At 60.0% G+C, this 20,825-nt stretch carries 24 protein-coding genes; 20 read left to right on the top strand and 4 right to left on the bottom strand.

Annotated features, from left to right (window positions below; translation table 11 throughout):
- Positions 1 to 54: 54 nt before the first annotated feature.
- The 4 genes from ubiB to NUV55_RS06110 are packed head-to-tail and all read right to left on the bottom strand — an operon-like array spanning position 55 to position 3,501.
- Positions 55 to 1,713 (bottom strand): ubiquinone biosynthesis regulatory protein kinase UbiB, encoded by a 1,659-nt coding sequence (ubiB, locus tag NUV55_RS06125; RefSeq protein WP_296671283.1) that lies wholly within the window; start codon positions 1,711 to 1,713, stop codon positions 55 to 57.
- Positions 1,710 to 2,324: an SCP2 sterol-binding domain-containing protein gene (locus NUV55_RS06120; RefSeq protein ID WP_296671281.1), complete on the bottom strand. Its 615-nt coding sequence runs from the start codon at positions 2,322 to 2,324 to the stop codon at positions 1,710 to 1,712. Before NUV55_RS06120 ends, ubiB begins: the two co-directional genes overlap by 4 nt.
- Before the next feature lie 28 nt (positions 2,325 to 2,352).
- Entirely contained in the window at positions 2,353 to 3,114 is a 762-nt protein-coding gene (gene ubiE / locus NUV55_RS06115) for a bifunctional demethylmenaquinone methyltransferase/2-methoxy-6-polyprenyl-1,4-benzoquinol methylase UbiE (RefSeq protein WP_296671279.1), read from the bottom strand.
- Positions 3,115 to 3,120: 6 nt separating this feature from the next.
- Positions 3,121 to 3,501 carry a DUF971 domain-containing protein gene (locus tag NUV55_RS06110; RefSeq protein WP_296671277.1) on the bottom strand — a complete coding sequence of 127 codons (381 nt, stop codon included), beginning with the start codon at positions 3,499 to 3,501 and terminating at the stop codon, positions 3,121 to 3,123.
- 141 nt (positions 3,502 to 3,642) lie between these two features.
- Between NUV55_RS06110 and phoB the strand changes: the two genes are divergently transcribed.
- The 20 genes from phoB to NUV55_RS06010 all read left to right on the top strand — a co-directional run bounded on the left by phoB (position 3,643) and on the right by NUV55_RS06010 (position 20,732).
- Positions 3,643 to 4,332, top strand: coding sequence for a phosphate regulon transcriptional regulator PhoB (gene phoB, locus NUV55_RS06105; protein WP_296671301.1), 690 nt, complete (start codon positions 3,643 to 3,645; stop codon positions 4,330 to 4,332).
- A 4-nt stretch (positions 4,333 to 4,336) separates the two neighbouring features.
- On the top strand, positions 4,337 to 5,632 hold the full coding sequence (gene phoR, locus NUV55_RS06100) for a phosphate regulon sensor histidine kinase PhoR (protein WP_296671276.1): 1,296 nt from the start codon (positions 4,337 to 4,339) through the stop codon (positions 5,630 to 5,632).
- A gap of 85 nt (positions 5,633 to 5,717) precedes the next feature.
- Entirely contained in the window at positions 5,718 to 6,167 is a 450-nt protein-coding gene (locus tag NUV55_RS06095) for a phosphate-starvation-inducible PsiE family protein (protein WP_296671274.1), read from the top strand.
- A gap of 145 nt (positions 6,168 to 6,312) precedes the next feature.
- Entirely contained in the window at positions 6,313 to 6,663 is a 351-nt protein-coding gene (locus NUV55_RS06090; RefSeq protein WP_296671272.1) for a metalloregulator ArsR/SmtB family transcription factor, read from the top strand.
- A gap of 36 nt (positions 6,664 to 6,699) precedes the next feature.
- Positions 6,700 to 7,659 carry a permease gene (locus NUV55_RS06085; RefSeq protein WP_296671271.1) on the top strand — a complete coding sequence of 320 codons (960 nt, stop codon included), beginning with the start codon at positions 6,700 to 6,702 and terminating at the stop codon, positions 7,657 to 7,659.
- Positions 7,656 to 7,901: a thioredoxin family protein gene (locus tag NUV55_RS06080; protein ID WP_296671269.1), complete on the top strand. Its 246-nt coding sequence runs from the start codon at positions 7,656 to 7,658 to the stop codon at positions 7,899 to 7,901. Before NUV55_RS06085 ends, NUV55_RS06080 begins: the two co-directional genes overlap by 4 nt.
- 11 nt (positions 7,902 to 7,912) lie before the next feature.
- A complete protein-coding gene (locus tag NUV55_RS06075) occupies positions 7,913 to 8,329 on the top strand; it encodes an OsmC family protein (RefSeq protein WP_367280363.1) in 417 nt (138 codons plus the stop codon).
- Positions 8,326 to 9,699: a hypothetical protein gene (locus NUV55_RS06070; RefSeq protein ID WP_296671266.1), complete on the top strand. Its 1,374-nt coding sequence runs from the start codon at positions 8,326 to 8,328 to the stop codon at positions 9,697 to 9,699. Before NUV55_RS06075 ends, NUV55_RS06070 begins: the two co-directional genes overlap by 4 nt.
- Positions 9,696 to 10,628: a sulfurtransferase gene (locus NUV55_RS06065; RefSeq protein WP_296671264.1), complete on the top strand. Its 933-nt coding sequence runs from the start codon at positions 9,696 to 9,698 to the stop codon at positions 10,626 to 10,628. Before NUV55_RS06070 ends, NUV55_RS06065 begins: the two co-directional genes overlap by 4 nt.
- Positions 10,629 to 10,647: 19 nt before the next feature.
- A complete protein-coding gene (locus NUV55_RS06060; protein WP_296671263.1) occupies positions 10,648 to 11,085 on the top strand; it encodes a hypothetical protein in 438 nt (145 codons plus the stop codon).
- Positions 11,086 to 11,104: 19 nt separating this feature from the next.
- Positions 11,105 to 11,563: an arsenate reductase (thioredoxin) gene (arsC, locus tag NUV55_RS06055; protein ID WP_296671261.1), complete on the top strand. Its 459-nt coding sequence runs from the start codon at positions 11,105 to 11,107 to the stop codon at positions 11,561 to 11,563.
- Between the two features lie 44 nt (positions 11,564 to 11,607).
- Positions 11,608 to 12,684: an ACR3 family arsenite efflux transporter gene (gene arsB / locus NUV55_RS06050; protein WP_367280362.1), complete on the top strand. Its 1,077-nt coding sequence runs from the start codon at positions 11,608 to 11,610 to the stop codon at positions 12,682 to 12,684.
- A 152-nt stretch (positions 12,685 to 12,836) separates the two neighbouring features.
- The gene (pstS, locus tag NUV55_RS06045) at positions 12,837 to 13,913 is read left to right on the top strand and encodes a phosphate ABC transporter substrate-binding protein PstS (RefSeq protein ID WP_296671258.1); all 1,077 of its coding nucleotides are present in this window, start codon (positions 12,837 to 12,839) and stop codon (positions 13,911 to 13,913) included.
- Between the two features lie 73 nt (positions 13,914 to 13,986).
- Positions 13,987 to 14,958, top strand: a complete 972-nt coding sequence (gene pstC / locus NUV55_RS06040; RefSeq protein WP_296671257.1) for a phosphate ABC transporter permease subunit PstC — start codon at positions 13,987 to 13,989, stop codon at positions 14,956 to 14,958.
- Positions 14,959 to 14,967: 9 nt separating this feature from the next.
- Positions 14,968 to 15,813 (top strand): phosphate ABC transporter permease PstA, encoded by an 846-nt coding sequence (gene pstA, locus NUV55_RS06035; RefSeq protein ID WP_296671256.1) that lies wholly within the window; start codon positions 14,968 to 14,970, stop codon positions 15,811 to 15,813.
- Complete coding sequence (gene pstB, locus NUV55_RS06030) at positions 15,813 to 16,580, top strand: phosphate ABC transporter ATP-binding protein PstB (protein ID WP_296671255.1); 768 nt, start codon at positions 15,813 to 15,815, stop codon at positions 16,578 to 16,580. The genes pstA and pstB overlap by 1 nt, the downstream gene beginning before the upstream one ends.
- A gap of 160 nt (positions 16,581 to 16,740) precedes the next feature.
- Complete coding sequence (gene phoU, locus NUV55_RS06025; protein ID WP_296671254.1) at positions 16,741 to 17,460, top strand: phosphate signaling complex protein PhoU; 720 nt, start codon at positions 16,741 to 16,743, stop codon at positions 17,458 to 17,460.
- A gap of 166 nt (positions 17,461 to 17,626) precedes the next feature.
- A complete protein-coding gene (gene trxA, locus NUV55_RS06020; RefSeq protein WP_296671252.1) occupies positions 17,627 to 18,007 on the top strand; it encodes a thioredoxin in 381 nt (126 codons plus the stop codon).
- A 217-nt stretch (positions 18,008 to 18,224) separates the two neighbouring features.
- Positions 18,225 to 20,045 (top strand): translational GTPase TypA, encoded by a 1,821-nt coding sequence (gene typA, locus NUV55_RS06015; protein ID WP_296671250.1) that lies wholly within the window; start codon positions 18,225 to 18,227, stop codon positions 20,043 to 20,045.
- 174 nt (positions 20,046 to 20,219) lie between these two features.
- Positions 20,220 to 20,732: a hypothetical protein gene (locus NUV55_RS06010; RefSeq protein ID WP_296671248.1), complete on the top strand. Its 513-nt coding sequence runs from the start codon at positions 20,220 to 20,222 to the stop codon at positions 20,730 to 20,732.
- Positions 20,733 to 20,825: the final 93 nt, after the last annotated feature.

Genomic DNA, 20,825 nt, shown 5'->3' with positions numbered 1-20,825 from the left:
TTACAATCAAGTGAAATTCTAGCATAAGCGCGCCAATAGCCGACATACCGCCGATCAAGGATTTCGGCCCGGCCAGCCGCGCAGCAGCATAAAACCCCCCGCCGCCGCAAAAACCCAGCCTGTCACCCGCTGCCAATCCCACGGATCAGAGGCGGAGATATCAATTCCCAGAAAAACAGCACCTGCAATCAGCAACCCACTGCCAGCAATAGCAAAATACAATCGGCGTTGACTGCGCCGCAACTGACGAAGCTGCTGCTCAAGCTCCTGCACCTGCGATTTCTGAGCGGTTTCTGATTGGCTGGCCCGTCGCAGACTTTCATGCACCAGCGATGGGAATTCGGGAAACATCGCCCACCACTTTGGAAATTCCTTACGCAGGCTTTTCAGGAAGGCGCGCGGGCCCATATGCTCGCTCATCCAACGCTCAAGATAGGGCTTGGCGGTCTCCCACAGATCGAGATCGGGATAAAGGCGCCGGCCTAGACCTTCGATGTTGAAAAGTGTCTTTTGCAACAGCACCAACTGCGGCTGGATTTCCATGTTGAAACGGCGCGCCGTCTGGAACAGGTGCAACAAAAACCGGCCAAAGGAAATTTCCTTGATGGGCCGGGCAAACACCGGTTCGCACACGGTGCGGATCGCTGCCTCGAATTCCACCAGCCTCGTGCCAGGCGGCACCCAGCCGGCGCGCAGGTGGGCATCGGCCACGGCATGGTAGTCGCGGTTGAAGAACGCCAGGAAATTTTCCGCCAGATAACGTTTATCCTTCTCGCCGAGCGTGCCCATGATGCCGAAATCTACCGCCCGGTACTGACCTTCCGGCGAAACAAAGATATTGCCCGGGTGCATATCGGCGTGGAAAAAACCGTCGCGGAACGCCTGGGTGAAAAAGATCTCCACGCCGTTGTGCGCGAGCTTGCGCATGTCTATACCGGCCGCTTTCAGGCCTTCGATGTTGCTAACGGGGATACCGTGGATGCGCTCAAGCACCATCACCGTACGTCGCGTGAGGTCCCAATAAACCTTGGGAACATGAAGCAGGTTCGAACCCTCGAAATTGGCGCGCAGGCGGCTGGCGTTGGCCGATTCCACCCGCAAATCGAGTTCGTCATGGATGGTCTTGCTGAATTCATCCACCACCTCGACCGGGCGCAACCGGTGCGTGTCTGCGGCATATCGCAGGGCCAGCCGCGCCAGCAAATAAAGCAATTCCAGATCGCGCTCGATAACCGATTCGATGCCGGGGCGCAGCACCTTGACCGCCACTTCAGCGCCGTCATGCAGCCGCGCGATATGCACCTGCGCCACCGAGGCCGAGGCGATCGGTTCACGGCTGAATTCGCTGAACCAGGTTTCGAGCTTTCCCCCGAGGGCCTGCTCGACCAAGCGCACCGATTCATCACCCGGGAACGGCGGTACGCGGTCCTGAAGTCTGGCGAGCTCATCCGCAATATCCTCCGGCAACAGATCCGGGCGAGTAGACAGCATCTGACCAAACTTGACGAAGACCGGCCCAAGGTCCTCAAGCGCCTCGCGCAGACGCACGCCGCGCGGAATATTGCGCCGTGCAAACAACCGCCACGGCGCCAGTCGTAACGCGAGACGATACGGGCGGAACAGATGGATGGCGGTGACGAACTCGTCGAGATCGTGCCGCACGAAAACCTGGGTAATGCGCAGCAAACGACCCAACTGGCGCAAACGCTTCATTTGGCTGTCTCTCGCAAACGCGCCAGGCGTTGTTCCAGATTATCCAGATCGCGCTGCAGGGTTTCCACGGAGCGACGGAACGCTCCGGCACGCGAGCGCACGGGCAGCAGGCGACTTTCTTCCTGGAGATATTCGCCGACATCCTGTTTCAGTGTGCCCATCGCCTGCTTCGACCAATCGCCCAAATCCCGCAGGGCATTACCCAGCTGGTGTGCAGGCACATCGCCCAGCACACGCGCCGCCTGCTCTTCCCAGTCAATATCGGCCTGCTCCAGCAACCGTTGGAAGCGCTGCCCAAGATCGATGTCACCACTGACCTGCACTTCACCTTCCGCCACGACATCCGGAATAATCCGGCGCAGTGCAAAACGAAAGATCACGGGGATATCGCCAGTGAGCGTCACATCCGGCTCACGGTCGTGCTGACTGCGCAGCCGCAGTCCGGATTCGTCAGGCAACACAATAATGTCGAAGGGGTGGTCGCCGACAGTCCGCAAACGAATTACCTTGCCCCTGAGCTCGGTAACGCGCGCAAGCGTCGCGGAATCCAGACGCAACAAACGATTGACGGCAGTTTCCAGGAAGGCAATGAATGTCTGGTCAGCGTTCACGAAATTCACCCGGCGAGAAAAACCCGGTTCAGTACTTATAAGCTTTATGCAGGGCGACGATGCCGCCAGTCAAATTGAAATATTGCACGCGTTCGAACCCGGCTCGCTCCATCATGGTCTTCAGTGTTTCCTGATCGGGATGCTTGCGGATCGATTCAGCAAGATAGCGATAACTGCCTTCATCGTGCGCCACCACGCGCCCCAGCCACGGCAGGACATTAAAAGAATAGGCATCGTAAAGGCGGCTTAAACCCGGTGCGACAGGGCGGGAAAATTCCAACACCAGTAATGCCCCGCCCGGCTTCAAAATCCGGAACATGGATGCCAAGGCGCGATCGATGTGCGTCACGTTGCGCAACCCGAAAGCGATGCTCACACGGTCAAAATGATCTTCCGGAAACGGCAGGTTCTCGGCATTCGCCTGCACGAAGGCGACATTGCCCGCGTATCCCTCGTCCGCCAGACGTCCGCGACCAATTTCCAACATGGAATAGTTGATATCGGCGAGCACCACCTGTCCGCGCCAGCCGACCCGCAGAGCGAATTTTGCCGCCAGGTCACCGGTCCCACCGGCGACATCGAGCACACGCATGCCAGCGCGTACGCCGCTCGCCTCCACCGCATACTGCTTCCATAAGCGGTGGACGCCCAGCGACATGAGATCGTTCATCAGGTCGTATTTGTTGGCGACCGAATGGAACACGCCAGCGACAAGACCGTCTTTCTCGGATTCCGGGACTTCGCGGAAGCCAAAATGCGTCTTGCGTTCGTGATGGCTGGGTTGCGGCATGAAAAATTACTCCGCCGTTTTGGCAGGCTTGCGCTGATGGCCAGCCTTGGCAAGACGCTCCAGATACTGCTTCCACAACTTTTCCTGGTTCACCCCCAAATCGTGCAGCCAGTCCCAGGAGTAAATACCGGTGCTGTGGCCATCGTCGAAATACAGGCAGATGGCATAAGTGCCCACCGGCTCAATTTGAGTGATGTTCACATTCTCCTTGCCGACCTGGAGTACTTCCTGCCCCGGTGAATGGCCGCGGACCTCGGCAGAAGGCGAATACACCCTAAGATATTCACAGGGAAACTTGAAATGGCTGTCATCATCGAACGCCACTTCGAGAAGGCGCGATTTCTGGTGCAACTTGATATCGGTCGGTCTGACGGTTTTCTGGCTCATGCTTTTCCTGCCTTGTGTGACACAGCCTGCCCGGATTTTACGGTCGGACCAGGCACCAAGCCGGTAATGGTAACCAAAATGCAATATTTATGGTATGAAATAGCGCTAATTCAAAGGGTCATGCGCCCGGACACTGAAAACATGCGGGCAAAAATCCTCATCGTTGACGACGAATCCGCGATCCGGCAGATGGTATGTCTCGCGCTGGCGCAGGCCAACTTCGTCTGCCTCCAAGCCGCCGATGCCACCGAAGCCCAGATACGCATCATCGCGGACAAACCTGATCTGATCCTGCTCGACTGGATGCTGCCAAAAATCAGCGGTGTAGAATATGCGCACCGTCTGCGGCGCGAGAAACTCACACAGGATATTCCCGTTATCATGCTGACGGCCCGCACGGAAGAGGAAGACAAGGTGAAGGGGCTCGACAGCGGGGCGGATGATTTCATCACCAAACCCTTTTCCACCCGCGAACTGCTCTCCCGGATTCGGGCGCTGTTGCGGCGCACCACGCCTCACGCAGTCGAATTACCCGTAGAAATAAGCGGACTGTCACTGGATCCATCCACGCATCGAGTCAGGGCGCACGGGCACGATCTGGAGCTGGGCCCGACAGAATTCCGCCTGCTGCATTTTTTCATGACCCATCCCGAGAGAGTGCACGCGCGCGAACGCCTGCTCGATGGCGTATGGGGCAACACCGTCTACGTGGAAGAGCGAACGGTGGATGTGCATATACGACGCCTGCGCAAAATCCTTACCGCGACCGGACACGACCGCCTGATCCAGACGGTACGGGGCTCCGGCTACCGACTGTCCACGGAAAACTGACCCCATGCATCCCGGCCTGTGGCGCGAAATCTGGATACTGGTTGGCATCGCCGTTACAAGCCTTTTTGTCGGCGCGTTGACCGGGCGCGCTTTCCTGATTGCCGCCATTGGATTCGGTTTTTACATTGCCTGGACGCTACGCTATTTGCGCAGCTTGCATCGTTGGCTGCAGGATCGCCGCGCGGATGAAATCCCCGATGCCGGAGGGATGTGGGGAGAGGTATTCGACGAGATACGCAAACTCGTCAAACAAACCTCACGTCGGCAGGACCAACTCAGCGGCATGCTGACCCGGTTCCAGAAAGCGGCCTCGGCCATGCCCGATGCCGTGGTAGTGCTGTCACAGCAGGATGATATCGAATGGGCCAATACTTCCGCTGAGAACCTGCTCGGCATCCGCTACCCGCGCGATATCGGCGTACGACTTTTTAACCTGCTGCGCGATCCGGATTTTGCGCAATACCTGCAGCGCGGTGATTATGCCGAACTGTTTGAAATCGTTTCCCCGGAAAACAGCGGGCTTCATGTTTCCATCCAGATCACACCCTTCGGCAGCAGCCAAAAGCTTGTGGTTGGGCGCGATGTCACGCACCTCGCCAATCTCGAGCAGATGCGCCGGCACTTCGTCGCCAACGTGTCGCACGAGTTGCGTACGCCGCTGACCGTGCTCGGCGGCTATGTCGAAACACTGCAACATATGGACAAAATAGACATGGCGGATTTGAGGAAACACCTCGACACCATGCATGAACAATCCGTCCGTATGCAGCGCCTGGTGGACGATCTGCTGACCTTGTCGCGGCTGGAAACTGCCCCACCGCGCACCAAGGATGAATCCGTGGATGTGGCCCAGCTGCTGGAAAACCTCAAGCAACAGGCCCAGCTTCTGAGCGGTGAGCAACATCATGCGATCACGCTCGATGCGGACCGTGCGCTGCGGCTGCTCGGCAGCCGCGAGGAGTTGCTCAGCGCGTTTTCCAATTTGATCAACAACGCCGTGCGCTACACCCCGGCGAAGGGCGCTATCCGATTGGCTTGGCGCACAACCGGTGCTGGCGCCGAGTTTGCCGTGACCGATACCGGCGAGGGCATTGAGCTAATGCATATCCCCCACCTGACGGAACGTTTTTACCGCGTTGACACGGCGCGCTCGCGCGCCTCGGGAGGCACCGGTCTCGGACTTTCAATCGTCAAGCATGTGCTGCTGCGCCACGACGCCAGCCTGGAAATTGAAAGCGATGTCGGCCGCGGTAGCACCTTTCGCTGCGTATTCCCGGCATCACGGACGGTACGCATTTAACTATTTGTTCATCCCCGTGTCATCTGGGCTTCATCCAGGAGGCCGATCATCTCGCTTCTGACATACCACAAAACCGGATCACATCATGTCCATGATTTCTTCGAGGCACTATGCCTGGCGTTTCCTGACAAGCGATTTCTATTCCCGCGCGATCCGTGCCGTAACGGGATTACTGATTGCCGTGTTGTGTCTGTGGATGATCGCGGGGATTCTCAACATGTTGATGGCCTTCATGACTATTCCGGAAAGCAGCTGGACCGATCTCGCGGAACACACGATCATCAATTCCCTTATCATGTTGGCATTGCTTGAGGTCATTCGTACACTTCAGGCTTACCTGACGCTGGGCCGGGTACGTGTCACCTTTATCCTCGATACCGCGTTGGTGGTGCTGATCGGCGAGCTCATGGGCCTGTGGTTCCGTGAATACGCGCCCGAGAAGGTGTTGCTCGGTCTCGGCGTCATCGTGGCGCTCGTTGTACTGCGCATCGTAACGGCGCGTTTCTCACCTGAAACTGCGGGCGACGCGCGTTAGCAGCCGGTTCCAGCCGGCATCGGCCGGCCGCACCGGTGTACTTAGGTAGCCGCGAAACGGTGCTTTTTCTCGTGTTTAACTGGGGAAAGCGTGCGTTTAATATATATGCTTGAACATATATATGTTCAAGCATATATTTATATTTATGTTGACCGCCGAAAACTTCTTCCCTGCCCTCGCCGACCCGACGCGCCTGCGCTGCCTGCTGCTGCTGTCCGCGGAAGGCGAGCTGTGCGTGTGCGAACTTACCCACGCCCTTGATGAATCCCAGCCCAAGATCTCGCGCCATCTCGCCATGCTGCGCGAAGTCGGGATCGTCAGCGACCGGCGCGAGGGGTTGTGGATTCACTATCGTATCAATCCTGATTTGCCGTCCTGGGCACGCGAAATACTCGACACCGCGGTGCGCGCCAACGCCGCCGCCAAACCCTTCGCGCAGGACCGCAAGCGTCTGCGCGGCGCGCCGACACGGCCGCCGGTGCGTTGTTGCGCTTGACGATCAGCAGTCAACACTGATTCGACCGGAGCGATCATGTTCGATGCTCTTGCTAACTGGATCATCTACGACCTCGCCGGTATGCAGGGCACGGCCCTCGGCGCGGCGCTGCATTTCTTCGTCATGGACGTGACCAAGATCCTGGTACTGCTGACGCTGGTGATCTACGTCATGGGCCTGTTGCGCGCCATGCTGGCGCCCGAGCGGGTACGCGAATTCATCCGGGCGCGCTCGAATGTCTCGGCGCGTTTCATGGCGGTCGGTCTCGGGGCGGTGACGCCATTCTGTTCCTGTTCCTCGATTCCGCTGTTCATCGGCTTCGTCGAGGCCGGCATTCCGCTCGGCGTGACGCTGTCGTTCCTGATCGCGAGCCCGATGATCAACGAGGTCGCGATCGTGGTGCTGGCCTCGGTGATCGGCTGGCAGACGACCGCCATCTACGTCGCCACCGGCCTGACGGTGGCCTTCGTCGGCGGCTTCGTAATCGAGCGCTTTCGCCCCGAACGCTGGGTCGAGGAATATGTCTGGAAAATCCACGTGGGCGAGGCGCAACGCGCAGCGCCCGACGTCTCGCTCAAGGGCCGGCATGAATACGCCTTGGCACAGGTGCGCGAGATCGTCGGCCGCATCTGGAAGTACGTGCTGATCGGCGTCGGCGTCGGTGCCCTGATTCACGGTTACGTGCCGCAGGATTTCGTGGCGCGCATCGCCGGTGACGGCGGATTGCTGTCGGTCATCGGCGCGGTGGCAGTCGGGGTACCGCTCTATTCCGACGCGGTCGGCATTATCCCGATCGCTGAAGTGCTGCTGCAAAAGGGCGTACCGCTCGGCACCGTGCTGGCCTTCATGATGGCGGTGACGGCGCTGTCGCTGCCGGAAATGGTGATCCTGCGCAAGGTCGCGAAATGGCCGTTGCTCGGGGTGTTCGCGGGTTATCTGGCCACGGCCTTCGTGGTCGTAGGCCTGCTGTTCAACGCATTGAGAGGTGTCGTATGAAAAACGTGAAAGTGCTTGGTACCGGCTGCGCCAACTGCAAGGCTACCGTGAAGCTCATCGAAGAAGCGGCGCATGCCAAGGGCGTGGTGGTCGCGGTCGAAAAGATCGAGAACATCGCCGATATCATGGCCTACGGCGTCATGGCCACGCCCGGTGTGGTGATCGACGGCAAGGTCGTACACGCCGGCGGCGTGCCGGACCGCCAAAAGGTCGAGGGCTGGCTCGGAGGCGGGCCATCGTGACCGACAAGCCGATGCTCGAATACGGTGTCAACGCTGAACGATTGGACGCACACGGCAGCCTCGCCTCCTGCAAGGAGGCGGAGCTGTTGCTCGATACCGACGTCAATGGGCGCATGGACGCGTTCAACCCGGCCGAGTTGCTGCTGGCCGCGCTCGCCGGATGCATGATCAAGGGCATCGAGCGCGTGGCGCCGATGCTGCACTTCCGGCTGCGCGGCGTCGAAGTCACGTTGCGCGGTCTGCGCCAGGACGCACCGCCTAAAATGGCGAGCATCGAGTACACGCTCACCGTGGACACCGACGAGAGCGACGCGCGCCTCGCGCTACTGCACCAGAACGTAATGAAGTACGGCACCGTGTACAACACGCTCGCCGCCGGCACGACGATCCGCGGCACCATCCGGCGCGCCGCCGGGAGCAGGCCATGAATGACATATCGAAAACAACGTCGGTCATAAAGATAAACAGCGGTACCGCGCCCGATCTGGCCGCGCAACTCAACCGCGACTGCCTGTGCCGCACGCTCGATGCCCCGCGCCTGGCGCAGGCACTGGGGCTGGCTCCGGAAGCGGCGGCGCTGGCGCAACCGCCCTGGAGCGAACGTCCGCACGCGTTCTCGGCCACGCCGGTATTCATGTCGGCCGCGCAGGCACGCGCCATGGCCGCGATCATTCAGGCCGTCGAATCCGTCGTGCGCCTGCCCGGGTACCGGGAACGCGCGTTGGCGCGCGCTCCTGACATCGCGCGCCTCGATCCCGGCCCGCGTGGCGTGTTCCTGGGTTACGATTTCCATCTCGACCCCGGCGGGCCGCGGCTGATCGAGATCAACACCAATGCCGGCGGGGCGCTGCTCGTAGCCGCGCTGGCGCGGGCCCAGCGTGCCTGCTGCATCGAGGCCGAACCGTTCCTGGCTTCGTCCGGGGATACCGGGCAGATCGAGAACAATATCTTCGAAATGTTCCACGCCGAGTGGCGTCGCAGCCGCGGCGAACAAACGCTCACGCGCATCGCCATCGTGGACGACGCACCCGCGGAGCAATACCTGTACCCGGAGTTCCTGCTGTTCCGCGCCCTGTTCGAGCGCCATCATCTCGAGGCCGCGATCGCGGATGCGCGTGAACTGGTCTGGCGCGACGGCGCGCTGTGGCACGGCGAGCAACGCATCGACCTGGTCTATAACCGCCTGACGGATTTCTATCTCGCGGCGCCGGAACATGCCGCCCTGCGCGCGGCCTACGAGGCCGGCGCGGTGGTGCTGACGCCGCACCCGCGCGCGCACGCGCTGTACGCCGACAAACGTAATCTGGTTTCTCTTTCAGACCCGGATTTCCTGCGCGCGCTCGATCTGCCCGCGACGACCATCGACACCCTGACGCGCGGCGTGCCCCGGACCGTGGCCGTGGACGCTGCGCACGCCGAGACGCTGTGGGCCGAGCGCCGGCGCTATTTCTTCAAGCCGGCGGCGGGCTACGGCAGCAAGGCCGCCTACCGCGGCGACAAGCTCACCCGGCGCGTGTGGTCGGAGATCCTCGGCGCCGACTACGTGGCCCAGGAAACCGTGCCGCCAAGCGAACGCGCACTGCATGTCGACGGCGGCACACAGGACCTCAAGCTCGACATACGCGCCTATGTCTACGACGGCGCGATCCAGGCGCTCGCCGCGCGCCTGTACCAGGGCCAGACCACGAACTTCCGCACCCCCGGCGGCGGTTTCGCGCCGGTCGTGGTGGTGCCGGATAATCTGACCAATCTCGCGGCCTGGACACAGGCGGCGACCAACTGCCCGGAGGGCGCATGAAAACAGCATTCCAAACAAATGTATTTCTGATCGTCGCGCTGCTGTGCCTGCTGGCGCCGGTCGGCGTTCGGGCGGCGGATTTCCTGGTAAACGCAGAATGGCTGGAACAGCACATTCAGGATCCGAAACTCGTGGTGCTGGAAGTGCGTTACCACCCGCACCGTTACTACACCGTGGGACACATTCCGGGCGCACTGCAGGTACAGCGCTTCAAGGATCTGGGCGACAACTTCGCGCATCCGACCATGCGCTTCCCCGCGCGCGAGGCGTTCCAGGCGACGCTGCGCGCCTGGGGCGTCAACAACGACTCGACCATCGTGATCTACGACGACTCAATGACCGCTCTCGCCTCACGGCTCTATTATCTGCTCGAGTTGTACGGCTTCGACATGCAGCGCGTGAAAATCCTCAACGGCGGCACCCTCGGCTGGACCGCGTTCAACGAGCTGTCGAAAGAATCCATGCAGCGCCCGCGCGGCCATGTCGCGCTCAAGCCAGCCAACCGCAAAATGGCAGTCGAATGGACCGACGTCTACAGCGACGTGGTGGCGCGGCGCGAACCCGGCATCACGCTGCTCGACGCGCGCCCGCGCGACATGTACACCGGCACGGTGGTGCAGCATGCAGTCCAGGGCGGGCATATCCCCGGGGCGATCAATATCGTGAGCCTCGAGGGCGTGGATGGCCAGACCCAGGTCTGGAAACCGCGCGACGAGCTCGCCGTGCTGTACCGCGATATTCCTCGGGACCGGACCGCGTACGTCTATTGCCACGACGGCTTCCGCTCCACGCTCGCCTGGCTGCAACTGAAACACCTCGGCTACCGCGACGTGCGCGTATACAACGGCGGCTGGGGCGACTGGGGCAACAATCTGACATTGCCGGTGGTGATGGGAGACAAACCCTACGATGGAGACTTCGATCTGTGAAACCAGGAGACGCGGCCACATGAAAATATTCATCAACGCCATGGCGCTTGCCACCCTGTTCATCGGACCCGTCGCTTTGGCCGTGCCGGACACGCGCGCATCGGTGGAGCTGCCGCCACCGATGCGCGCGCACATGCTGTCGAACATGCGCGACCATCTCGCGGCGCTGCACGAGATCCAGGCCGCGCTGGCACGCGACGAGGCCGGACGCGCGGCGCAGATCGCCGAGCGGCGGATCGGCATGAGTTCGCTCGAGTCGCACGGCGCCGGGCACATGGCGCCCTACATGCCGAAGCCGATGCAGGACATCGGCACCGCGATGCACCGCGCCGCCAGCCGTTTCGCGCGCGTGGCCGAAGAAGCGGGCGTGCGCCGCGATTTGCATCCGGCGTTACAGGCGCTGTCGGACGTGACGCAGCAGTGTGTCGCCTGTCATGCCGGTTACCGGTTGAAGTAATGTCAATCATGGGGATTACATGTACAAACGCAAAGTAAAAGTTCTGTTCCTCTGTACCGGCAACTCCTGCCGTTCGCAGATGGCCGAAGGCTGGGCGAACCATCTGGGAAGCGAATGGTTGGAAGCGACATCCGCCGGCATCGAGGCGCATGGCAAGAACCCACGCGCCATCGCGGTCATGCGCGAGGCCGGCGTGGATATCTCGCATCAGGAATCCACGCGCGTGACGCCGGAAATGCTGGCGCAGGCCGACCTCGTTGTCACCGTTTGCGGCCACGCCGACGAGCACTGCCCGGTACTCCCGGCCGGCGTGCAGAAAAAACACTGGCCGCTGGAAGACCCGGCCAAGGCCACCGGCACGGAAGACGAGATCATGGCGAAATTTCGCGCCACACGCGATGAAATTAAAAACCGCGTCGAAGGCATGATCGGCGGACTGAAAATGATGGCGCGCAGCGACAACCAGGAGAAAGCATGAGCGCGCAATGCGAAGCCACCGCAAAACATGCCGCGGGAAACCCCATGGGGCTGTTCGAGCGTTATCTCACGTTGTGGGTATTCCTGTGCATCGGCGTCGGCATTTTGCTGGGCCATCTGTTCCCGTGGCTGTTCCAGGCGGTCGGCCGTCTCGAACTGTCGCGCGTCAACCTGCCGGTGGCGCTGCTCATCTGGCTCATGATCATCCCGATGCTGCTCAAGGTCGATTTCGGCGCGCTGCAGCAGGTTCGCCGTCACTGGAAGGGCGCGGGCGTGACGCTGTTCATCAACTGGGGCGTCAAGCCGTTCTCGATGGCGCTGCTCGCCTGGGTGTTCATCCGCCACGCGTTCGCCGACTGGCTGCCGGCCGATCAGATCGATTCCTATGTCGCGGGGTTGATCCTGCTGGCCGCCGCGCCTTGCACGGCGATGGTGTTCGTCTGGAGCCACTTGAGCCGCGGACATGCCAACTTCACGCTTACACAGGTCGCGCTCAACGACACTATCATGATCATCGCTTTCGCCCCGATTGTGGGCCTGCTGCTGGGCTTGTCTGCCATCACCGTACCCTGGGGCACGCTGTTGTTGTCGGTAGCGTTATACATTGCCATACCGGTAATACTCAGCCAGCTATGGCGCGGTCACTTGCTGCGGCGCGGAGATGACACATTGCAGCGCACCCTGCGCCGACTGCATCCGGTCTCGCTCCTCGCGCTGCTCACCACACTCGTTTTACTCTTTGGTTTTCAGGGCGAACAAATCCTTCGTGCGCCATTGATTATCGCGTTACTGGCGGTACCGATTCTGATCCAGGTGTATTTCAATTCCGGTCTTGCCTACCTGCTCAACCGCAGGTTCAAAGTCGCACACTGCGTCGCCGGCCCTTCGGCCCTGATCGGCGCCAGCAACTTTTTCGAACTTGCCGTGGCCGCCGCCATCGGCCTGTTCGGCTTCGAATCGGGCGCGGCGCTCGCCACCGTCGTCGGCGTTTTGATCGAGGTGCCGGTAATGCTCTCGGTGGTGAAAATCGTCAACCGCAGCAGCGCCTGGTACGAACGCAAACCGGGCATCCCAAGTTATAGCGAATGTTGTCCAGGGGCGGGGGGCCTGTCCCGCGGCTGATTTTCGCCCTCCGGTTACTACAAAATGGCGCCACCACTTGAATATGGCGCTGCAACCGGCTTATACGGTTGTCATACAACTGTCACACAACGGGAGCATCATGCGCCCCGATTAATCGCAAATTCAATTTTTTATTACGGAGACATATAACAATGTTTTTAACATCTCGATCACTGAAACGGGCCGCCCTTGCTGGTGCCGTTGCGTTCGGTCTGACCACTTCCCTTGCGCACGCTGCCAGGACCATCACTGGCGCCGGCGCGACCTTCCCCTACCCCATCTACGCCAAGTGGGCTGAAGCCTACAAGACTAAAACCGGCATCGGCATGAATTACCAGTCCATCGGCTCGGGCGGCGGCATCAAGCAGATCAAGTCCAACACCGTCGATTTCGGCGCCTCCGACAAACCGCTTTCGATCGAGGAACTGAACGAGAGCGGGCTCGTCCAGTTTCCCATGGTCATGGGCGGCGTGGTGCCGGTGGTGAACCTGCCCGGGATCAAGTCCGGCGAATTGAAGCTCACCGGCTCTGTGGTAGCCGACATCTATCTCGGCAAAATCACCGTGTGGAACGACCCTGCCATTGCCAAGCTCAATCCGGGCGTAGACCTGCCCGAGCAGAAAATTATCGCCGTGTCTCGCGCCGACGGCTCGGGAACCACCTTTATCTTCACGCACTACCTGTCCAAGGTCAGCACTGAGTTCAAGGAAAAGATCGGCAACAATACCTCCGTATCCTGGCCCAGCGGCGTGGGCGGCAAGGGCAACGAGGGCGTGGCCTCTTACGTGCAGCGCCTCAAGGGCGCGATCGGCTACGTGGAATACGCCTACGCCCTGCAGAACAAGATGACCGCCACCCAACTGCAGAACCAGGCCGGCAAGTTCGTAAAGCCGGACAGCGAATCGTTTCAGGCCGCGGCGGCGAATGCCGATTGGGCCAAGGCACCGGGGTTCAATCTTATGCTGACCGATCAACCCGGCGAGAAGAGTTGGCCGATTACCGGCGCGACCTTCATCCTGGTTTACAAGAAACAGGAGAATCCCGAGACTGCCCGGGAAGTGCTCAAGTTCTTCGATTGGGCGTATCACCATGGCGACAAACTGGCCGATGCACTCGACTATGTGCCAATGCCGGCAAGCGTGGTGAAGTTGGTACAAGAAGCATGGAAAAATGAGATCAAGGACGGCAGTGCTAAACCTGTCTGGACCGATGCCATGGTCAAGAAGTAATATTCCTCGACCAAAAAAGGTTGCGGGCAGCGGGGTCCTTCGGGTCCCCGCTTTTCATTCATACGAAACCAAAATGAACGGCGACCAGTCACCTATTTCCGACGCCACTATCCGACGGCTGCGTATCATGGACCGGTCGTTCCAGGCCCTGACCACCGGCTCGGCCTGGTTGGTGCTGGTCATCCTGGCCGGCATCATCGTTTCGCTGTTTGTCGGGGGCTGGCAGGCCCTGACCGAGTTCGGACCTGCGTTTCTCATCACCGACGATTGGAACCCGGTAACTGAAAAATTCGGTGCACTGGTACCCATTTACGGCACGCTGGTCAGCTCTTTGATCGCCCTGCTCATCGCCGTGCCGATCAGCTTCGGTATCGCGCTGTTTCTCACCGAAGTCTCGCCGCACTGGCTGCGCCGCCCCATCGGCACGGCCGTGGAACTGCTGGCCGCCATCCCCAGCATCATTTACGGCATGTGGGGACTGTTCGTGTTCGCACCCATATTGTCGGAACACGTGCAACCCTGGTTGCAGGAAACCTTCGGCGACACGCCCTGGATCGGCGCGCTGTTCCAGGGCGCGCCGCTCGGCATCGGCATGCTGCCGGCGGGGTTCATACTCGGGATCATGATCATCCCCTTCATCACCGCGCTGATGCGCGACGTGTTCGCCACCACGCCCAAATTTCTCAAGGAATCGGCCTACGCCATGGGCGCGACCCATTGGGAAGTTGTGTGGAACGTGGTCCTGCCGTACACACGCGTGGGCGCGGTCGGCGGTATTTTTCTCGGGCTGGGGCGTGCGCTCGGCGAGACCATGGCCGTGACTTTCATCATCGGCAATACCCACCGCTTCAGCCCCTCACTGTTTGAGCCGGGCAATTCCATTGCCTCGACGCTGGCAAACGAATTTACCGAGGCCGTGGGTGACATGCACACCTCTTCGCTGATTGCGCTGGGGTTGGTGCTGTTCATGATCACTTTCATCGTGCTGACCTGCGCCAAGCTCCTGTTGATGGGGCTGGATTCGCGCGACAACGTGAAAAACTAGGAACCGGAAATGGACTGGCGCTACCTGCGGCGACGTACCGTCAACATCGTGAACCTCTCCGGCTCGGTGCTCGCGACCGTCTTCGGTCTGTTCTGGTTGTTCTGGATCATCTGGACCACTCTCAGTTACGGCGTCACGGCGATCGACTGGAACCTGTTCCGGCTGGACACCCCCGCGCCCGGCGGCACCGGCGGACTGGCCAATGCCATCGTCGGCAGCCTGATCATGGTGGGGCTGGCCACGGCCATCGGCACGCCGGTAGGCATTCTCGCGGGCACATATCTGGCGGAGTATGGAGGCCGTTCGGTCGTGGCCGGCATCATTCGCTTCCTCAACGATATTCTGCTGTCCGCGCCCTCTATTATTATCGGACTCTTCATTTATGAGTTGGTGGTCATACGCATGGGGCATTTCTCCGCGCTTGCCGGGGCGCTGGCGCTCGCCATTATTATGTTACCGGTCGTCATTCGCACCACGGAAGAAATGCTCAAGCTGGTGCCGAACCCGCTGCGCGAGGCCGCGCTTGCCCTCGGGGCGCCGCGCTGGAAAATGATCACGCTGGTGGCCTACCGCGCCGCGCTGTCCGGCATACTCACCGGGGTACTGCTGGCGATCGCACGCATCGCCGGTGAAACCGCGCCGCTGCTGTTCACGGCACTCAACAATCAGTTCTGGAGCACCGATCTGATGCAACCCATGGCCAACCTGCCGGTGGTGATTTTCCAGTTCGCCATGAGCCCGTACAAGGAATGGCACACCCTGGCGTGGGCCGGGGCATTACTCATCACCCTGAGCGTGCTGGCATTGAGCATCGTGGCCCGCACCCTGTCGCGCAAAGCGCGGATGGAGCACTGATGGCCGCCGACAACTCCGTCAAGATCCAGGTGCGCGACCTGAACTTCTATTACGGGAAGTTCCAGGCGCTGAAAAGCGTCACCCTGGATATCGCCACCAACAAGGTGACGGCGTTCATTGGTCCCTCGGGTTGCGGCAAGTCCACGCTGCTGCGCGCGATCAACCGCATGTACGAGCTGTATCCCGGCCAGCGCGCCACCGGCGAAGTTCAGTTGGACGGTGAAAATATCCTGTCGCCACGCACCGACCTGTTCCGCCTGCGCGCACGCATCGGGATGGTGTTCCAGAAACCGACTCCATTTCCCATGTCCATCTACGAAAATATCGCTTTCGGTGTGCGTCTGTATGAAAAACTGTCGCGCGCTGAAATGGATGATCGGGTGGAATGGGCGCTGCAGCAGGCGGCGCTGTGGGGCGAGGTCAAGGACAAGCTGCGTCAGAGCGGCATGAGCCTCTCGGGCGGCCAGCAGCAGCGGCTGTGCATCGCGCGCGCCATCGCGGTCAAGCCCGAGGTGATGCTGCTCGACGAGCCGGCCTCGGCGCTCGACCCGATCTCGACGCTGAAGATCGAGGAACTGATTTACGAACTGAAAAAGAACTACACTATCACCATCGTCACCCACAACATGCAACAGGCGGCGCGCGTGTCGGATTTCACGGCCTTCATGTATCTGGGCGAATCGGTGGAATTCGGCGACACCAACACCATCTTCACCAACCCTTCCAAGAAACAGACGGAAGATTACATCACCGGGCGTTATGGGTGAGTCGGGGTATTCGTGAATGCACTTAATGTGCATTCACGCCGGCGAACGCCCGGCCTTTCCGCGCGGAACGGGATGCGAAGCGAGGAAAGGCCGGGCTGGGGTCCAACAAAGTCAATGAAGTATCGCCAGGGACGGCATACGGTACTTTAAGGAGAGCAATATGGAACAAATGCACACACATATTTCACGCCAGTTCAACGCCGAACTGGAAGACATCCGCTCACGGGTATTGAAGATGGGCGGTCTCGTCGAACAGCAGATCGAGAACGCGATCGAGGCGCTCGTCAAGGGTGACGTGGCCCAGGGTGAGGCCGTGATCCTGAACGACACTCAGGTCAACAAGATGGAAGTCACCATTGACGAGGAATGCTGTCAGATTATCGCCCGCCGCCAGCCGGCCGCGAGCGACTTGCGGCTGGTCGTGGCGGTCATCAAGACCATCACCGACCTGGAGCGCATCGGCGACGAGGCCGAGAAGATCGCGCGCATGGCAGTACAGCTGGCCGTCGAGGAACGCCCGAAGAACAACTATGCCGAGATCCAGGCGCTGGGCACACATGTACGCCAGATGCTGCACGACACGCTCGATGCCTTCGCCCGCCTCGATATCGAGGCCGCGTTCCGCATCGCCCGGGAAGACATCAAGGTGGATCAGAAATACGAAGGCACCATGAGGCAGATGATTACCTACATGATGGAAGATCCGCGCACCATTTCGCGCGTGCTGAATGTCATCTGGGCGGCGCGGGCCCTCGAGCGCATCGGCGATCACGCCTGCAACATCTGCGAATACATCATCTACCTGGTCAAGGGCAAGGACGTGCGCCACATCAGCCTCGATCAGGTCGAAAGAGAAATTCTCGGGAAAGACAGGCGCTGATACCGGCGGCTCACACTCAAGCCCGGCAACGACCGCACCTTTTCCTGAACCAGCTTGATTTCCACTGACACGCCCCCATCACAAAACCTGAGCGTACCGCGTGATAGCGGTATCATAATTCAACCTCATGTCATGGACATCCTTGAGATGCTCGCTGGAGATTCAAGTGGCTACCGTAGAAGTGACGCAGGAAAATTTTAATCAGGTCGTAAGCGGAAATAACATGGTGATCGTCGATTTCTGGGCGCCGTGGTGCGGACCTTGCCGTTCGTTCGCCCCCGCGTACGAAACCGCCTCGGAAAAATACCCGGATATCGTGTTTGCCAAGGTCAACACCGAGGAGCAGCAGGCGCTAGCGGGTTATTTTCAGATCCGCTCTATCCCCACGCTGATGATATTCCGTGAAAAGATCATTATCTTCGCGCAACCCGGCGCCCTGCCCACCTCCGCCCTCGATCAGGTAATCGACAAGGCCAAGGCCCTCGACATGAACCAGGTGCGCGCCGAAATCGAAAAGGAACAGGCCAAGGCCCCAAAAAGCGGCTGAGGTGCTCTTAATCCAGTTGTAAGTTTTTTCTCCATTTCCTTCCTTCGGCATTCCCAGGGTTTATACTGAAAGATGAAGGGCCACCCATTTACGCCACTGACACCAGCGAGAGAACAGGACGTAAACAGCAATATACACAGCACCCATGGCTCCTTACGCCTCACCCCGTTGCCGTGTATAATGCGCGGCCTTTTTGCCCTTACTCCCGGTTAGTTCCATGATCCAGAAATTGCGCAACATCGCCATCATCGCCCACGTCGACCACGGCAAGACCACGCTCGTCGACAAACTTCTGCAACAGTCCGGCACATTCGCCGCACATCAGCAGATGGGCACACGCGTCATGGACTCGAACGACCTCGAACGTGAACGCGGCATCACCATTCTTGCCAAGAACACCGCGATTCGCTGGAACGATTACCGCATCAATATCGTGGACACCCCGGGCCATGCCGACTTCGGCGGCGAGGTCGAGCGCGTGTTGTCGATGGTGGACTCGGTGCTGCTGCTGGTCGACGCCGTGGACGGGCCGATGCCGCAGACGCGTTTCGTCACGCGCAAGGCCTTCGCGCAGGGCCTGAAGCCCATTGTCGTCATCAACAAAATTGACCGCCCCGGCGCGCGCCCTGAGTGGGTGCTTAACCAGACCTTCGACCTGTTCGACAAGCTCGGTGCTACCGACGAACAACTCGACTTCCCGGTGGTATACGCCTCGGCGTTGAACGGCTACGCCGGCCTCACCTCGGACGTGCGTGAAGGCGACATGACGCCACTGTTTGAAACCATTATCAATCACGTCGCCCCGCCCAAGGTTGACCCCGAAGGCCCTTTCCAGATGCAGATTTCAAGCATCGCCTATTCGAGCTACGTCGGCGCCATTGCCATCGGCCGCATCACTCGCGGCAAGGTGAAAACCAATCAGCAAGTCGTGATAATCGATCACGACGGCAAGAGCCGCAACGGTAAAATTTTACAAGTCCTTGGCTTCATGGGACTGGAGCGCACCGAAGTGCCCGAGGCCGAGGCCGGCGACATCATCGCCATCACCGGCATCGAGGGGCCGCGCATCTCCGACACCCTGTGCGATCCGAATACGGTCGAGGCCATGCCACCGCTGTCGGTGGACGAGCCAACCGTCACCATGACCTTCGAGGTCAACAATTCCCCTTTCGCCGGCCAGGACGGCAAATACGTCACCAGCCGCCAGATTCGCGAGCGGCTCGATCGTGAGCTGATCCATAACGTCGCGTTGCGCGTGGAAGACACCGGCAGTCCCGACAAATTCCGCGTCTCCGGACGCGGCGAGCTGCACCTCGGCATCCTGCTCGAGAATATGCGGCGCGAGGGCTATGAACTCGGCGTGTCGCGCCCGCAGGTCATCACCAAACAAGTGAACGGCGAGACCCATGAGCCGTTTGAGCAGCTGACCGTGGACATTGAAAGCCAGCATCAGGGCGCGGTCATGGAACAACTCGGCCAGCGCAAGGGCGACCTGCTTAACATGGAACCGGACGGCAAGGGCCGCGTGCGCCTCGAGTACATGATTCCCGCGCGCGGGCTGATCGGCTTTCAAACCGATTTCCTCACCGCCACTGCCGGCAGCGGTCTGATCTATCACGTGTTCGATCACTACGGCCCGGAGAAAAAGGGCCTGGTCGGCGGGCGCATTAACGGCGTGCTGATCTCCAACGGTGCTGGCATGAGTGTCGCCTATGCATTGTTCAATTTGCAGGAACGCGGGCGTATGTTCGTCGGCCCGGGTGAGGACATGTACGAAGGCATGATCATCGGCATTCACACGCGCGACAACGATCTGGTGGTGAACGCGATGAAGGGCAAGCAGCTCACCAACATGCGCGCTTCCGGCTCGGATGAAAACGTCATTCTCGTCCCACCGATCGAACTCACCCTCGAACGCGCCATCGAATTTATTGATGACGACGAGCTGGTTGAGATAACCCCTCACCATCTGCGCCTGCGTAAACGCTTCCTCAAGGAAACCGACCGCAAACGCCTCGGGCGAGCCGCCGCTGGCTGATTTCGTTGTTGTTACGCTACCCGTCGTTTCCGACCACTAGATAAATCTTGCACGAAAAGTACGGCATCTCTTTGGGATGCCGTCCGGAATCAGCTATGATTTTTTCCTGTAGCCATCGGATGTAAAGAGGTCTTTATCTGGCGCCAATCCCCGTCGCGGGACAAGGAGGTTGTGATGAGAAGACGGCTTTATTTTCTGTTACCGGACGTCAAAACCGCCAAATCAGTATTCAAGAAATTGCTCTTGGCCCGCATCGAACAAGAACACGTGTTTTTCCTGGCCAAGGAAGGCGTGGCGTTGGGCGATTTGCCCGAAGCCACCATGCTGCAAAAAAGCGATGAAATCCACGGCCTTGCCTTGGGTCTGGTCGTGGGCGGCGCCACCGGAGCACTCGCTGGCGTCGTCGCCATGATGTTTCCACCTTCCGGTCTGGTGATGGGTTTGGGCGTTATCCTGGCCATGAGCCTGATTGGCGCCATCGTCGGTATCTGGGCCTCCGGCATGATTGCGGCAGACGTTCCCAACACCCGTCTCAAAAAGTTTTCAAAAGATATTGAACAGGGAAGAATCCTGCTGATGGTCGACGTCCCCAAGCTTCAAATCGGGGAAATCACCACCATGATCCGGGAGCAGTGCCCGGATGCCGATGCGCGCGGACGCGATCCGACGATTCCCGCGTTCCCCTGAAAGCCTCAGGCGCCTGAACACTCTGCCCTGCGGAGCGGAGCGGGGCAGAGTGTTCCAGGTTCGCGGCTGTACCAGCGAGTGCGTATTGATTCA

Origin of the sequence: Sulfuricaulis sp. (genome assembly GCF_024653915.1) — a bacterium.
Lineage (GTDB): Bacteria > Pseudomonadota > Gammaproteobacteria > Acidiferrobacterales > Sulfurifustaceae > Sulfuricaulis.
The sequence above is the reverse complement of the archived record's forward strand: the minus strand, read 5'-3'. Positions and strand labels throughout refer to the sequence as shown.